This window comes from Marinibaculum pumilum (assembly GCF_042646425.1).
GTDB lineage: Bacteria > Pseudomonadota > Alphaproteobacteria > Ferrovibrionales > Ferrovibrionaceae > Marinibaculum > Marinibaculum pumilum.
Genome location: NZ_JBHRTR010000029.1, coordinates 63,166 through 77,246, shown reverse-complemented (window position 1 = coordinate 77,246; position 14,081 = coordinate 63,166). Strand labels below are relative to the sequence as shown.

Annotated in this window: 14 protein-coding genes; 8 read left to right on the top strand and 6 right to left on the bottom strand. The window is 69.6% G+C overall.

Annotated elements, in window-relative coordinates; genetic code table 11:
- Window positions 1-51: 51 nt before the first annotated feature.
- A complete protein-coding gene (locus ACFOGJ_RS17245) occupies window positions 52-825 on the top strand; it encodes an enoyl-CoA hydratase/isomerase family protein (RefSeq protein WP_379902722.1) in 774 nt (257 codons plus the stop codon).
- Between the two features lie 59 nt (window positions 826-884).
- Here the strand turns inward: ACFOGJ_RS17245 and ACFOGJ_RS17240 are convergent, their stop codons facing one another.
- Window positions 885-1,820: a hypothetical protein gene (locus tag ACFOGJ_RS17240; protein ID WP_379902719.1), complete on the bottom strand. Its 936-nt coding sequence runs from the start codon at window positions 1,818-1,820 to the stop codon at window positions 885-887.
- Window positions 1,821-1,872: 52 nt separating this feature from the next.
- A complete protein-coding gene (locus ACFOGJ_RS17235; RefSeq protein ID WP_379902716.1) occupies window positions 1,873-2,793 on the bottom strand; it encodes a GlxA family transcriptional regulator in 921 nt (306 codons plus the stop codon).
- A gap of 129 nt (window positions 2,794-2,922) precedes the next feature.
- Here ACFOGJ_RS17235 and ACFOGJ_RS17230 point away from each other — a divergent pair, with 129 nt between their 5' ends.
- Complete coding sequence (locus tag ACFOGJ_RS17230) at window positions 2,923-3,465, top strand: cysteine hydrolase family protein (RefSeq protein ID WP_379902713.1); 543 nt, start codon at window positions 2,923-2,925, stop codon at window positions 3,463-3,465.
- Between the two features lie 373 nt (window positions 3,466-3,838).
- Here the strand turns inward: ACFOGJ_RS17230 and ACFOGJ_RS17225 are convergent, their stop codons facing one another.
- The 4 genes from ACFOGJ_RS17225 to ACFOGJ_RS17210 form a co-directional block, all read right to left on the bottom strand.
- The gene (locus ACFOGJ_RS17225) at window positions 3,839-4,777 is read right to left on the bottom strand and encodes an aminotransferase class IV (protein ID WP_379902710.1); all 939 of its coding nucleotides are present in this window, start codon (window positions 4,775-4,777) and stop codon (window positions 3,839-3,841) included.
- Window positions 4,778-4,814: 37 nt separating this feature from the next.
- A complete protein-coding gene (locus tag ACFOGJ_RS17220; RefSeq protein ID WP_379902707.1) occupies window positions 4,815-6,212 on the bottom strand; it encodes an aspartate aminotransferase family protein in 1,398 nt (465 codons plus the stop codon).
- A 280-nt stretch (window positions 6,213-6,492) separates the two neighbouring features.
- Window positions 6,493-7,422, bottom strand: a complete 930-nt coding sequence (locus tag ACFOGJ_RS17215; RefSeq protein ID WP_379902704.1) for a DMT family transporter — start codon at window positions 7,420-7,422, stop codon at window positions 6,493-6,495.
- Between the two features lie 5 nt (window positions 7,423-7,427).
- Window positions 7,428-8,228, bottom strand: coding sequence for a crotonase/enoyl-CoA hydratase family protein (locus ACFOGJ_RS17210; protein WP_379902701.1), 801 nt, complete (start codon window positions 8,226-8,228; stop codon window positions 7,428-7,430).
- A 139-nt stretch (window positions 8,229-8,367) separates the two neighbouring features.
- Here ACFOGJ_RS17210 and ACFOGJ_RS17205 point away from each other — a divergent pair, with 139 nt between their 5' ends.
- The 6 genes from ACFOGJ_RS17205 to ACFOGJ_RS17180 all read left to right on the top strand — a co-directional run bounded on the left by ACFOGJ_RS17205 (window position 8,368) and on the right by ACFOGJ_RS17180 (window position 14,012).
- Complete coding sequence (locus tag ACFOGJ_RS17205; protein WP_379902699.1) at window positions 8,368-9,516, top strand: acyl-CoA dehydrogenase family protein; 1,149 nt, start codon at window positions 8,368-8,370, stop codon at window positions 9,514-9,516.
- A gap of 13 nt (window positions 9,517-9,529) precedes the next feature.
- Window positions 9,530-10,585 (top strand): acyl-CoA dehydrogenase family protein, encoded by a 1,056-nt coding sequence (locus ACFOGJ_RS17200; RefSeq protein WP_379902697.1) that lies wholly within the window; start codon window positions 9,530-9,532, stop codon window positions 10,583-10,585.
- 48 nt (window positions 10,586-10,633) lie between these two features.
- The gene (locus tag ACFOGJ_RS17195; RefSeq protein WP_379902694.1) at window positions 10,634-11,023 is read left to right on the top strand and encodes a zinc-ribbon domain and TM2 domain-containing protein; all 390 of its coding nucleotides are present in this window, start codon (window positions 10,634-10,636) and stop codon (window positions 11,021-11,023) included.
- 160 nt (window positions 11,024-11,183) lie between these two features.
- Complete coding sequence (locus ACFOGJ_RS17190; protein WP_379902691.1) at window positions 11,184-11,480, top strand: NINE protein; 297 nt, start codon at window positions 11,184-11,186, stop codon at window positions 11,478-11,480.
- A 174-nt stretch (window positions 11,481-11,654) separates the two neighbouring features.
- Entirely contained in the window at window positions 11,655-12,422 is a 768-nt protein-coding gene (locus ACFOGJ_RS17185; protein WP_379902688.1) for a GntR family transcriptional regulator, read from the top strand.
- A complete protein-coding gene (locus ACFOGJ_RS17180) occupies window positions 12,423-14,012 on the top strand; it encodes a gamma-glutamyltransferase family protein (RefSeq protein WP_379902686.1) in 1,590 nt (529 codons plus the stop codon). It begins immediately after the preceding gene.
- The last annotated feature ends 69 nt before the right edge of the window (window positions 14,013-14,081 follow it).

The following is a 14,081-nucleotide window of genomic DNA, read 5'->3' as shown; positions in this document are numbered from 1 at the left end:
CCGGCCTTGAGGCAGATCAAGTCATCGCGCAACGGCAATGGGAGGAAGCCGATGGCCTATCGATCGATCGACCTGGAGGTCCGCCAGGGCGTCGGGTGGCTGCGCTTCAACCGGACGCCGGTGAATGCCGTCGACTGGGCGATGATGGGCGAGATGCATGACGGCTTCGTCGACCTGGTGGGGCGGCCGGAGGTGCGTGTCGTCGTGATCGCCAGCGCCCTGGAGCGCTATTTCAGCGCCGGGGCGGACATCCAGACCTTCCGCGATACCGACGATGACGGCGTGCGTCGCTGGATCGCCATGGCGCAGCGCCTGGCGCTGGCAGTGCGCGCGGCGGACAAGCCGGTGCTCGCCGCGATCAACGGCACCGCGGTCGGCGGCGGGCTGGAGATGGTGCTGCATGCCGACCTGCGCTTTGCGGCCAGCGATGCCAGGTTCGGCCAGCCGGAGGTCAATATCGCCTTCATCCCGCCCGTCGGCGGCACCCAGGGGCTGGTGCGCCTGGTCGGGCGCGGCGCGGCCTTCCGGATCCTCTACGACGGTACCCTGATCGATGCCGAACAGGCCCTGGCGATCGGCCTGGTCGACGAACTGGTGGCGCCGGAGACGCTGGTGGACAGGGTGCAGGCCTATGCGACTGGCCTCGCTTCCAAGCCGGCGAATGCCCTTGCCGCGATCCGCCGCTGCCTGATCGACGGCGGGGCGATGGCCTTCGCCGACGGCCTGGCGGTGGAGAAGGCGCAGGCCGAGGCGCTGGCCGGCCATCCCAACTTCCGCGAGGGGATCGCCGCCTTCCTGGAAAAGCGGAAGCCGGGCTGGCGCTGACGGTTTCCGGGCCCAGGTCCGGCAAAGGGGGGTGGCACGGGGAGCTGGCAGAAGAGGCGTCAGGTCTGGGACGGTTCCCCGTCGACGGTCAGATGGCGCAGGCGCGCGACGGCACGGTCCGCGAAATGCTCCAGCGCGAACCGCGCATCGATTCCCTTGTTGCGGGCAACCTCCTGCGAACTCTGGAGGATCTCATGCCGCTGGGGGAGGTCGCTCACCACGACCAGGTTGTAGCGCCGGATCCCCATCGCCCGCAGTTCCTCGTAGAGCCCGCCGATCGCCTGCGTCGGCACCTCCGGTGCCGCGGCCCGCTCGTCGCAGACGATGCTCAGGGTGTCGCTGGCGATATGGGGACGCAGGGCGACAAAGATGCGGTGGATCTCCGCCGCCGTGGAGCTTCGGTTCATATGGATCATGAAGCTGTTCGGGATGGCGCCGGGCTCGAATTCCACGTCCGACGAGGTCGAGATCGCATCCATCCGCCGGCCCAGCCTCTGGGCCAGTTCCCTCTGGTCGAGCGCTGCGCCGGGCGGCCTTTTTCCGGGCACCTGCTGCGGTGCGGAGGCCGGCGCGGCCAGCATCGAACGCATGGTCTCGATCGCCTCGGCCCGGGAGCGGACATGCCGGAAATCGGCCTGCAGCCCGACGCTCTGTGCGACCGCGGTGGCATAGCTCTGGAACAGCGGCCGGCCGCGGTCGGCATCGATCACGACGGAGCGGAACAGGCGGATGCCGTTCTCGTGAAAGTGGCGATAGGCCGCCAGCAGATCGATATGGTTGGCGAACAGGGTCGCCGCGCCATAGTCGGAGATGATGTTCAGTTCCGACCCGGATATCTCGGTCCGCAGCCGGTCGAAGAGCATCGGAAAAGCCGAAACGACGATCTCGCCGACGAAGGTGATCAGGAAACAGTCGGGAAGTCCGTCCGGAGATTTCTCGATCTCCGTGCCGAACGGCCCGGTCCGCGGGGCTCCTGCTTCAGAATCGCTGTCCATCCTGTCGTTAAGTTCGCTGAAAAGTAGTCGTTCCGCAAACGCGCGCTGACGGTCACGCGCGGAAGCGCTGGCGATACTCGCCCGGCGTCAGGCCGACGATGCGCTGGAACACCTTCCGGAAGGCGGCCGGGTCTCGATAGCCCACCTCCCACGCGATGCTTTCCACCGGCCGGGACCCGAACTGCAGCAGCTCGCGGGCGCGGCCGACGCGCAGGCGCTGGGCATAGTCCGTGGAGGTCAGGCCCGTCGCCTTCTGGAAGCGGCGCAGGAAGGTCCGTTCTTCCAGCCCGGCCCGCTGTGCCAGGTCGGACAACCCCGCCTCCCGGCCGCCGGTCGCCTGCAGCCAGTGCTGCACCGAAAGGATGGCGGCATCGCCATGGTTCAGCCGCGGCGAGAAGGTGCTGTAGAAGCGCTGTTCCCGGCCGGGCGGGTCCAGCAGCAGGATCTGCGCGGTCTCCAGCATCACCGACGGGCCGAGCAGCCGGTCCACCAGCTTCAGGCCCAGGTCGGTCCAGGACATCAGCCCGCCGGCGGTGAGGATGTCGCCGTCGTCGATGATCAGCCGGTCGGTGTCCAGCGCGACCGCCGGGAAGCGGTCCCGGAACAGCTCCGCATAGGCCCAGTGGGTGGTTGCCGCCCGGCCGTCCAGCAGTCCGGTTTCCGCCAGGACGAAGGTGCCGGCGCAGACCGAGGCGAGGATGCTGCCGCGGCCGTGGCAGGCCAGCAGCCAGGCGGCCAGGGGGCGCGCCGCCGTCGGGGCCATCGGTGTCCCCAGCGCGGGCGGCAGGATCAGGACGTCGCATTCGCCGCCATCCGGTGCGGCATCCGGCCCGCAGGGGCATTCGCAGACGTCCAGCAGCTGCGGTGCCTCGGACCGTCGCCGGGCGACGTCGTTGGCGATGCCGAACAGGTCGGCCAGGCCAAGGACGGCCGACAGCTGCGCGCCCGGATGGCGTACCAGCCCGATCTGCATCCCTGGCTCTTCCTTTGGCATAGGGGTGTCGGTATCGCCTCGCATAATGTCGGTCACGCCAATGGCGGCGCAAGCCGGTTCCGGCGAGAGTCGCCCTTCACGACCCATCACCAGACAGGACATCCGGACATGAGCAAGCGCGCGATCCTCGTCGTCGATCTTCAGAACGAGTATTTCCCCGCCGGCAAGCTGCCGCTCGTCGGCATCGAGGGGGCGGCAGCCAACGCTGCGAAGGTGATCGCCACGGCCCGCGACAAGGGGGATCTGATCGTGAACATCCGCCACGAACGGCCGGGCGGACCGATCTTCGAGCCCGGCAGCACCGGCGCGGAGATCAACGATCTGGTGGCGCCCGCACCTGGCGAGGCCGTGATCACCAAGAACTTCCCGAATTCCTTCCGGGAAACCGGCCTGCACGACCTGCTGCAGGAGAAGGGGATCGAGGACGTGGTGGTCGTCGGTGCGATGAGCCAGATGTGCGTCGATGCGACCGTTCGTGCCGCCGCCGATCTGGGCTACGGCACCACGACGATCCACGACGCCTGCGCCTGCCCCGATGTGGAATTCGGCGCCGCCAAGGTGCCGGCTGCCCAGGTCCATGCCGCGATCATGGCGGCCCTGGGCTTCGCCTATGGCGAGGTGGTGGACACGGCGACCTGGCAGGGTCGTTGAGGCGGGCCAAGCAGTCGAAACAGTCTGCCGTCCTCCTCGGGTTTGACCCTACGGGACTCACACATCTCGCCAGCGGGCCAAATCGGCGCCGCTTTCCACTCCAGGTGCCGTCGCCCTCGGGCTTGACCCGAGGGGCGCGACGAGACAGGGGCGCTGCGCAGCATCACCGTCCTGCCACGATCCTCGGGTCGAGCCCGAGGACGACGGCAGCGGGGAGCCGCGGCGAGAAGATGTGTGAAATCCCATAGGGCTTGACCCGAGGACCGGGCGGCGGAGCGCCCCATATATGCGGCCGTGCCGTCCTGCCAAGATCCTCGGGTCGGGCCCGAGGACGACGACACCGGTTGAGGCGCGACTGGAGGGGGAACCGCCCCTAATTGTCGCCGTAGTCGACCGGCGTGGCGTGCCAGCCTTCCTTGTGCTTCTTCCAGTAGAGTTCGCGCAGCTTCGCGCTGACCGGGCCGGGGCGGTCGTTGTGGTAGATCCGCTCGTTGACCCGGGAGACCGGCATCACGCCGCCGGCGGTGGTGCAGGTCAGCACCTCGTCCGCCTCCAGCAGTTCGTCGGGATGCAGCGGCCGGACCTCCGTCGGCACGCCGATCTCCGCGCAGAGGTCCAGCACCGACTGCCGGGTCACGCCTTCCAGCGCGCCATGGTCGGGGCAGACCATCTTGCCGTCGATCAGGGCGAAGATGTTGAAGCCGGGGCCTTCCGCGACGGTGCCGTCGGGGCCCAGCAGGACGGCATTGTCGGCGCCCCTGTCCGTCGCCTCGAACTGGGCGCGGATCATGTCGCCCCAATGGTAGTTCTTCACCGTCGGATCGACCGATTCCGGTGCGATCCGCGGCACCGAGGAGATCACCAGATGCGCGCCGCGCGCCTGCATCTCCTCGTCCATCACCCAGACCCAGGGGATCGCATAGGCGATCAGCCGGTTCTCGCAGTTCGCCGGATGGCGCGGCAGGCCGGGCTTCGCCAGGCCGCGGGTGCAGACCATGGCGACATAGCTTTCCCGCAGGCCGGAACGGGCGACGCAGCCGTGCAGGATCGCCGCCAGCCCGGCCCGGTCCACCGGCAGGGTCATCCGCAACGCGTCGACCGAGCGCAGGAAGCGGTCCAGATGGTCGTCCAGCCGGAAGAAGGCGCCGTCCCAGACATGCACCACGTCATAGGTGACGTCGGACTTGGTGAAGCCCCAGTCGAGCACCGAGATTTTCGCCTCGGCGATCGGGACATAGTCCCCGTCCTGCCATGCGCATCCCTTGGCGAAGGGATTGCTCTGCACCGCGGTCAGGGTCTGTGCCTGGCTCATGGCTGCCTCCTTCCGGTCGAACGTTGCTGGGTTACGATCAGGCCGCGACCTGGCGCAGGCCCTTCTTGTTCACCCAGCCGTCGGTATCGTCGAGCGCCTTCTCCAGCGCGTCGAAGATCTCATGGATCTGCCCTTCCTCGATCATCAGCGGCGGGCAGATGGTGACCGCGCCGGCGCCGATCGCGCGCAGGATCACGCCATGCGCTTGCGCGAACTCCACGCACTGGGCGGCGACCCCGTCGGTGGCTGCGAACTCCCGCTTCGACGGTTTGTCGGCGACCAGTTCCACCGCGCCGACCAGGCCGACGCCCCGCGCCTCGCCCACCAGCGGATGGTCGGCCAGGGCCTTCAGCCGCTTCTGGAACGCCGGATAGATCGCCTGGACATGCGCCAGGGTGTTGCGCTCCTCGTAGAGCTGCAGGGTGCGTAGCGCCACGGCGGCCGAGACCGGATGGCCGGAATAGGTATAGCCGTGGCCGAAGGCGCCGATGCTTTTGCTCTCGTCCGCGATCGCCTGGTAGATCGGGTCGTCGACCATCACCGCGGCGATCGGCAGGTAGGCCGACGACAGCTGCTTGGCGCAGGACAGGGTGTTGGGGCGGATGCCGAAGGTCTGGCTGCCCCACATGTTGCCGGTCCGCATGAAGCCGGTGATCACCTCGTCGGCGATCATCCAGACGTCGTACTTCGTCAGCACCGCCTGGATCTTCTCGAAATAGCCCTCCGGCGGCACGATCACGCCGCCGGCGCCCATCACCGGTTCGGCGATGAAGGCGGCGACCGTCTCCGGCCCCTCCTTGATGATCAGCTCTTCCAGGTTCTTCGCCAGGCGGGTGGAGAATTCCTCCTCGCTCTCGCCCGGCTCGGCATAGCGGTAGTGGTGCGGGCAGTCGGTGTGGCGCACGCCTTCGATCGGCAGGTCGAAGCTCTTGTGGTTGAGCGGGATGCCGGTGAGGCTGGCGGCCGCCACGGTGACCCCGTGATAGCCCTTGATGCGGCCGATGATCTTCTTCTTCTCCGGCCGGCCGACGGCGTTGTTGTAGTAGCGGACCAGCTTGACCTGGGTGTCGTTGGCCTCCGAGCCGGAATTGACGAAGAACACCTTCGAGAAATCGGCCGGCGCGATGCTCTTCAGCTTTTCCGCCAGGTCGATGCTGGGCATCGAGGATTTGTGGGTGAAGCCGTGATAGTAGGGCAGCTCGCGCATCTGCTTCACGGCCGCCTCGATCAGCTCCTCCTCGTTCCAGCCGAGCGAGGCGCACCACAGGCCGGCCATCCCCTCGATATAGCGGTTGCCCTGGTCGTCCCAGACATGCACGCCCTGGCCCTTGGTGATGATCAGCGGCCCCTTTTCCTCATGCTTGCGCAGGTTGGTGTAGGGGTGCAGCACATTGGCAATGTCCCGGGCGGCCGCGGAATTCGGGGCGTAGTTCATGACTGGGTCCTCTGCTTGATGGCCGGTCCGGCCGGTCATGCGCGCATGCGCCACGGCACGGGCCGGTTGCGACGGGCCCACGGGCCGGCCCGGGGGCGACCAGGGGGTCGACCGGGGCGGGTGGGGCCGGGCACGTTATCCGACCGATACAGCATACGATTGTTGCAGCCGCCGCCCAAGGGGAAGCGAGGGGGCGCAGGCGGCAATTTTCCCGGCCGACTTGGCTTCAACCGAACGAATCCTGGCAGTTGCAGGCCGGGGCGCGGGTTGCGCCCTGCGCTCAGCCCCGCACGGCCTTGTCCAGCGGCCGGCGGAAGCTGGCGAGGATGATGCCCGCCACCACCAGGGCGAAGGCGAGCCAGATCCACCAGCTTACCGCCTCGCCCCAGATCACCCAGCCCCAGAAGAAGCCGTAGAGGGTGATCAGATAGTTCGCCTGCGAGAAGAAGACCGGCCCCTTCAGCCGCACCAGTTCCAGGAAGACGCTGATGAAGAAGGCGGTCAGCACCGCGGCGGCCAGCAGTGCCCAGGGCGCCACCGTCCAGGCGGGCAGCAGGTCGGGCGTGCGGCCGGTGGCCAGGACGAAGACCAGCATCACGACGGTGGACCCCAGCAGGGTGCCGCCGGCGCTGGTCGGGCTGGGTTCCGCCGGCGGCTGCAGGATGGCGGCGGCGATGCTGGCCAGGGCGAAGAAGCAGGGCGTGCCCAGCGCCAGCAGGAACCAGCCCGCCATGTCGGGGTCGGGCAGGGCGGTCTCCGGCACCAGCACCAGGCTGACACCGGCGAAGCCCAGCAGGATGCCCAGCACCCCGAACAGGTAGATCCGTTCCAGCCGGGCGATCACGCCGAAAAGGTAGGTCAGCGCCGGCGCGAAGGAGAGCACCAGGGTCATCAGCCCGGCATTCAGGTGCGGCGCGACGAAGTTCAGCAGGGTCAGCGGAAAGCCGACCGCCAGGGCACCGATCACCGCATAGGCCCGCAGGTGGCGCCAGCCGGTGCCCGGCGGGATCCGCAGGCCCAGGCAGATCGCCAGCAGCAGCAGCCCGCCGCCGAGGCTCTGCCAGAACGAGAAGACGAAGGAGGGGATGCCCGCCTCCGCCGCCACTTTCGACGCGGAATAGAACAAAGCCCAGACCGCGGGCGCGCCGACCAGCAGGATGAACGGCCAGGCGCGCCGGAACGGCGTGTCGCCGGTGCCGCCGGCAGCCATCGCGCTCAGCGCCCCTTGAAGGCGGGTGCGCGTTTCTCCAGGAAGGCGTCGACCGCCTCGGCATGGTCCTCGGTGGCATGGGCCAGGGCCTGGAAGGCCGCCGACATCTCCAGCAGGGTGTCCAGCCGGACATGCTGGCCCTCGCGCAGCAGCCGCTTGGACATCCGCAGGGCATGGCCCGGATTGGCGGCGATGCGGCCGGCCAGGTCCTGTGCCGCCGACATCAGCTCGGCGGCCGGGACCACCTTCGACACCAGGCCGCAGGAAAGCGCCTCGTTTGCGTCCAGCATGTCGCCGGTGAAGGTCAGCTCCGCCGCCTTCGACATGCCGACCACCCGCGGCAGCAGCCAGGCGCCGCCATCGCCGGGGATGATGCCCAGCTTCACGAAGCTTTCCGCGAACTTCGCGCTGTCGGCGGCGATGCGGATGTCGCACATGCAGGCCAGGTCGCAGCCGGCGCCGATCGCCGGGCCGTTGACCGCGGCGATGGTGGGGACGTCCAGGTCGTAGAGGGCCAGCGGGATGCGCTGGATGCCGCCGCGATAGCCGTCGCGGATCTGGTAGGGGCTGCCGCCGGCGATGCCCTGGCGCTCCTTCATGTGCTTCACATTGCCGCCGGCGCAGAACGCCTTGCCCGCGCCGGTGACGATGACGCACCGCACCTCCGGATCGGCGCCGGCGCGACGGCAGGCATCGACCACCGCGTCCCATTGCGCCTGGGTGGAAAGGGCGTTGCGGGTGTCCGGGTCGTTGAGGATCAGGGTGACGACCCCGCCCGTCTGCTCGTAAAGAACGAAATCGGCCACTGCCCCCGCTCCCCCCTGCTGTCGTTGAACCCTTGCCTGCCGGCGTATCGCTCTACAGACATGCGCGCAAGCCCGTTATGGTAGATGGTTCACCCCCCGCCCGCGAGCGGGCGCATGCCCTCGCCTTCCGGAATGGCCCATGTCCGATCTCGTTTTCGCCCCCTGCACCCTGCCCGATGGCGCCGAGGCGCTGCGTGGGGAAGTGCGCGCCTTCCTCGCCGACGAACTGGCCGACTACCCCGCCCGCCGGCGGGCGGAAAGCTGGTCTGGCTATTCCAAGGCGTTCAGCCGCAAGGTCGGCGCGAAGGGCTGGATCGGCATGACCTGGCCCAGGCAGTATGGCGGCGCGGAGCGCAGCGCGCTGGAGCGCTACGTGGTGCTGGAGGAGATGCTGGCCGCCGGCGCACCCGTCGGCGCCCACTGGATCGCCGACCGGCAGAGCGGCCCGCTGCTGCTGCGCTACGGCACCGATGAGCAGCGCCGCAGCATCGTGCCGCGCATCGCCCGCGGCGAGGTGCAGTTCTGCATCGGCATGTCGGAGCCCGATTCCGGCTCCGACCTGGCCTCCGTGCGCAGCCGGGCGGCGCGCGACGGCAATGGCTGGCGGCTGGAGGGGCGGAAGGTCTGGACCTCCGGCGCGCACGAGGCGGAGTACATGATCGCCCTGTTCCGCACCGCCGCCCAGGGCGAGGACCGGCATGCCGGCCTGTCGCAGTTCCTGGTCGACATGTCGGTGCCCGGCATCACCGTGCGGCCGATCATCGACCTGGCCGGCCAGCATCATTTCAACGAGGTGCTGTTCGACGATGTCCGCCTGCCGGCCGATTCCCTGATCGGCGGCGAGGGCCAGGGCTGGCAGCAGGTGACCCAGGAACTGGCCTACGAGCGCAGCGGGCCGGAACGCTTCCTGTCCTGCATGCAGCTGGTGAACGAGATGGCGCGCATGGCCGGCACCCGCCACGACGATGCCGCGCTGGCGGCGGTCGGCCGGCTGGTCGCCCATCTGTCGGTGCTGCGGCAGATGTCGCTGTCGGTGGCGGCGATGCTGGACCGGGGCGAGAATCCGGCGGTAGAGGCGGCGCTGGTCAAGGATCTGGGCGCGATCCTGGAGCAGTCGGTGCCGGAGATCGCGGCCGATGTCTTCGACATCGAGCCGATGCTCGATTCGGCCGGCGATTATGTCCAGGTGCTGGCCTACCTGACCCAGGTGGTGCCGTCCTACTCGCTGCGGGGCGGCACCCGCGAGATCCTGCGCGGCATCATCGCCCGCGGCCTGGGCCTGCGCTGAGGGGGCGGGAAGCATGAGCGAACTGCAATCACTGCTGCGCGACACTGCCGAGCGGCTGTTCGCCGATCGGGTCACGCCGCAGGTCCTGCATGCCGCCGAGGATGGCGGCTGGCCGGCGGAGCTCTGGCAGGTGATGGCCGAACACGGGCTGCACCAGCCCTTCGGCGCCGGAGATGGCGAGGAGGCGGGGGAGGACGGCGCGGACTGGTCCGACCTGTTCGCCCTGTTGTTCGCCGCCGGCCGCTGGGCGGTGCCGCTGCCTCTGGGGGAGACGGCGATCGCCGGGCGGGTCCTGCTGGACGGCGGCCTGACCCTGCCGGATGGCCCGCTGGGCCTGGCCGCGCAGGCGGACCTGAGCCTCGACCAGAAGGGGCGGGTCGGCGGCACCGCGGCGAAGGTGCCCTGGGGCGCTGCCGTGCCCTTCGTGGTGGCCCGTGCCGGCCGGCGCGACGGCGCGCAGCTGGTGCTGCTGCCGACCGACGGGGTGGAGCGACGGCTGGACCGCAACATCGCCCGCGAGCCGCGCGACGACCTGAGCTTCGAAGGAGTGGTGCCGGCGGCGTCCTGCCCCTGGCCGGCGGATTGGTCGGCCGACCGGCTGCGCGACCTGGCGGCGCTGCTGCGCGCGGCGCAGATCGCCGGCGCCATGGACCGGGTGCTGGACATCACCGTGGGCTATGCCGGCGAGCGCAAGCAGTTCGGCCGGCCGATCGGCAAGTTCCAGGCGATCCAGCACCAGCTGGCCGAGCTGGCGGGGGAGGCGGCGGCGGCGGCCGTGGCGGCGCAGACCGGCTTTGCCGCGCTGGACGAAGGCCGCGACCCCTGGTTCGCCATCGCCGTGGCGAAGCAGCGCGCCTCGGAGGCCGCCGGCAAGGGGGCGGCGATCTCCCACCAGGTGCATGGCGCGATCGGCTTCACCTACGAACATCACCTGCACTACCTGACCCGCCGGCTCTGGTCCTGGCGCACCGAGTTCGGCAATGCCCGCAGCTGGGCCACCGCGATCGGCGCGCGGGCGGCCGGCCGCGGCGCCACCCGGCTCTGGCCGGACCTGGTGGCGGGCATCTAGGCCGGCAGGCCGGCAGGGGCAGCCCATGAAGGGGAAAAGGGGAAGGGGATGAGCGATATCAGCACGAGCGGCGGCGCCGTACCGGGCGGCATGGGCCCGGTGGAAGCCGGATCCGGCGGGCAGCCGCCGAAGGCCGGCATGGTCCATTGCACGAGCTGCGGCGCGGAGATCGCCCAGGTCGCCCAGACCTGCCCGAAATGCGGCGCGCCGAACCTGGCGAACGGCGAACGAACGTCGGAAAAGTCGATGGTGGCGGCGGCCCTGCTCTGCTTCTTCTTCGGCACCTTCGGCTTCCACCGCTTCTATGTCGGCAAGATCATCACCGGCATCCTGATGATCCTGACCCTGGGGGGTCTGGGCATCTGGACCCTGATCGACTTCGTGATGATCATCGTCGGCTCCTTCCGCGACAAGGAAGGCCTGCCGCTGAAGCGCTGAGAGAACGCCGGCCGGCCGGACCTCCGGCGGCAGGGAGCACAGCATGCCCTATTGCGCGAGATGCGGCGGGCAGCTGGCGGCCGATGCCGCCGTCTGCCCGGCCTGCGGGGCAGCGAACCTGGCAGCGGGCCGTGCGACGCCTACATCGCCGGACGAGCCCATGAGCGACCGCAGCTACGGCGTGGCGGTGGCGTTGTGCGGCATCTTCGGCATCGTCGGCATCCACCATTTCTACCTGGGCAACCATCTGCACGGCCTGTTCGACCTGGGCCTGTTCCTGGCGGCCATGGCCTGCTTCTTCGTGCTGGGCTTCCAGGGGCCGGACTGGTTCCTGCTCGGCATCCTGCTGCTGGCGGTCGATGCGCTGCACACGATGATCATCTTCTACCGCCTGATCACCGGACAGGCCCATGACGGCCGTGGCCGGCGGATCGCCGTTCCGGGCGGCGGCCGATAGCCGTCTGGCGACCTGACCGGAAACGCGCGCAGCCAACCGCCGATCCCGTCGCGAACTGTCAGAAATAGGTACACTAAGTTATTGAAAGTGTTTGTATAATTAAATTCTGCATACAAAATGATTGTATTGCGTACAGGACGCTGCGAGACTGCTCGCCGGTGGAAGGGAAGCCGTATGCTGGGAAGCCGACTGAAGAACGAGATCGCCGACCTGATTCTCTCCGGACGCCTGAAGCCGGGGCAGCGGCTTGACGAGCAGGGCCTCGCCGCCCGCTTCGGCGTCTCGCGCACGCCGGTCCGCGAAGCGCTGCAGCAGCTCGGCGCTGCGGGCCTGGTGGAGGTGCGGCCGCGGCGGTCGGCACGGGTCAGAACCCTCAGCATGTCGGAGCTCGAGAACTCGTTCGAGGCGATGGGCGAGATCGAGGCGGTCTGTGCCCGGCTGGCTGCCGAACGCATGACCGAGGCCGAGCGCCTGGCGCTGAGGCAGCTTGTCGAAGAGTCGCAGTCGGCCAGCATGCAGGGCGATCGCGTCGCCAGCCGCGAGCTGGATGCCCGGATCCATGCCCTGCTGCATGTCGGCGCGCACAATCCTGCGCTCCGGACGGTGGCCGACGAGATGCGCACCCGGGTCGAGCTGTACAGCTCGGCACCCTACACCCTGCCGGACTTCGACACCCGGCTGGAAGTTCCCCATCGCGAGCATGAGCGGATCGTCGAGGCCGTCCTGGACCGGGATCCGGCAGCGGCACAGCGGCTGATGGTGGCGCATATCGGCCAGAGCTTTCTGACCGTGAAGGGGATCCTGGAGGCGGAGCCAAGCGCCCTCGACGTGTCGCCGGCGCGGGCCCCGACACGCGCGGCGGCGGCCCGCACCGCTGCCGACCGGCGGCGCGCGCGGCCTGCAGCCCGGTCTGCCGCCGCCTCCGGCCAGGGAGGGGCGTGAATGCACGACTATGGCGGTCCGGGGCGCTCAACGGCCTTCGCGGCGGCCGCGATGTGCGCGACATCCCATCCGCTCGCCGCGCTGACGGCGCTCGACCTGCTGCGCCAGGGCGGCAATGCGGTCGACGCCGCGGTGGGCGGCGCCCTGGTGCTCGGTTTCTGCGAGCCGATGATGTGCGGCCTGGGCGGCGATGTCTTCGCGATGATCCGCGACCCGGCCACGGGTTCGATCGCGGGACTGAACGGCTCGGGGCGCGCGCCTGCCGCACTCGATGCGGCGATGCTGCGCGACCAGGGGATGTCTGCGGTCCCGGTCGATTCCGTCCATTCGGTGACGGTGCCCGGGGCGATCGATGCCTTCGACCGCCTGGTCCGCCGGCACGGCAGGCTCGATCTCGGCACCGTGCTGCAGCCGGCGATCCGCCACGCCGAACGCGGCGTGCCGGTCTGCCACCGCTCCGCCCTCGACTGGGCGGCGTTCGCACCGCGGCTGCAGGGCGCAGGCCGGGAGCATTATCTCCAGGCGGGCGCGCCCTATGCGGCAGGCAGCATCTTCGCCTCTCCCGCCCAGGCCGAGGCGCTGCGCCTGATCGCCCGCGACGGCAGGGACGCGTTCTACGGCGGCGAGATCATGCAGGACATGGTCGATACCCTGCGCGCCGCCGGCGGCTGCCACGTGGCGGAGGATTTCGCGACCACCGCCGCCAGCGACACGGACGTGCTGCGGCTCGGTTACCGCGGACACGACCTGGTCGAGCTGCCGCCGAACGGGCAGGGCGCCACGGCGCTGCTTCTGGCGAACATCCTGCGGCGCTTCGACCTGTCGCGGCTCGATCCCGACGGTGCCGAGCGGGTGCATATCGAGGCGGAGGCGACGCGTCTTGCCTATGGCGCCCGCGACAGGTTCATCGGCGACCCCGACGCGGACCCGGACCATGCCCGGCAGATGCTGAGCGAGGAGACGGCCGACCGCCTGGCCGGGCAGATCGACCCGCGGCGCGCCGGCTCCCGCGGCCCGGCGGCGGTGGAGGCCGTTCATCGCGATACCGTCTATATCTGCGTGGTCGACGAAGACCGGCTGGCGGTCTCGCTGATCTATTCCACCTTCTGGCCCTTCGGGTCGGGACTGGCCTCGCGGCGCTTCGGGATCAGCCTCCAGAACCGCGGCGCAGGCTTCTCCCTCGTCCCCGGTCATGTCAACGAACTGAAGGGCGGTCGCCGCCCGCTCCACACCCTGATTCCCGGCTTCATGGAGCAGCCGGGACAGTACGCGATGCCGTTCGGCGTGATGGGCGGACCCTACCAGGCCACCGGCCATGCGCACTTCCTGTCCAACCTCGTCGACTACGGGATGGACCTGCAGCAGGCCATCGACGCGCCGCGCAGCTTCCTCGATCCCGCAGACGGCCGGCTGGTCCTGGAACGCGGCTTCTCCGACAGGGTCGCCGCCAGGCTGGCGGAGATGGGGCACGATGTGACGCGCGCGCCGGTCGGCATGGGCGGGGCACAGGCGATCCGCATCGATCTTGCCGCCAACCTCCTTGCCGGGGCCAGCGACCCCCGCAAGGACGGCATGGCCCTGGGATACTAGCGGCATGCCCGGCGGCGGCACCATTCCCATCACGACGGCCGGTTCGCTGCACCGCCGGCCAGGGCGGTC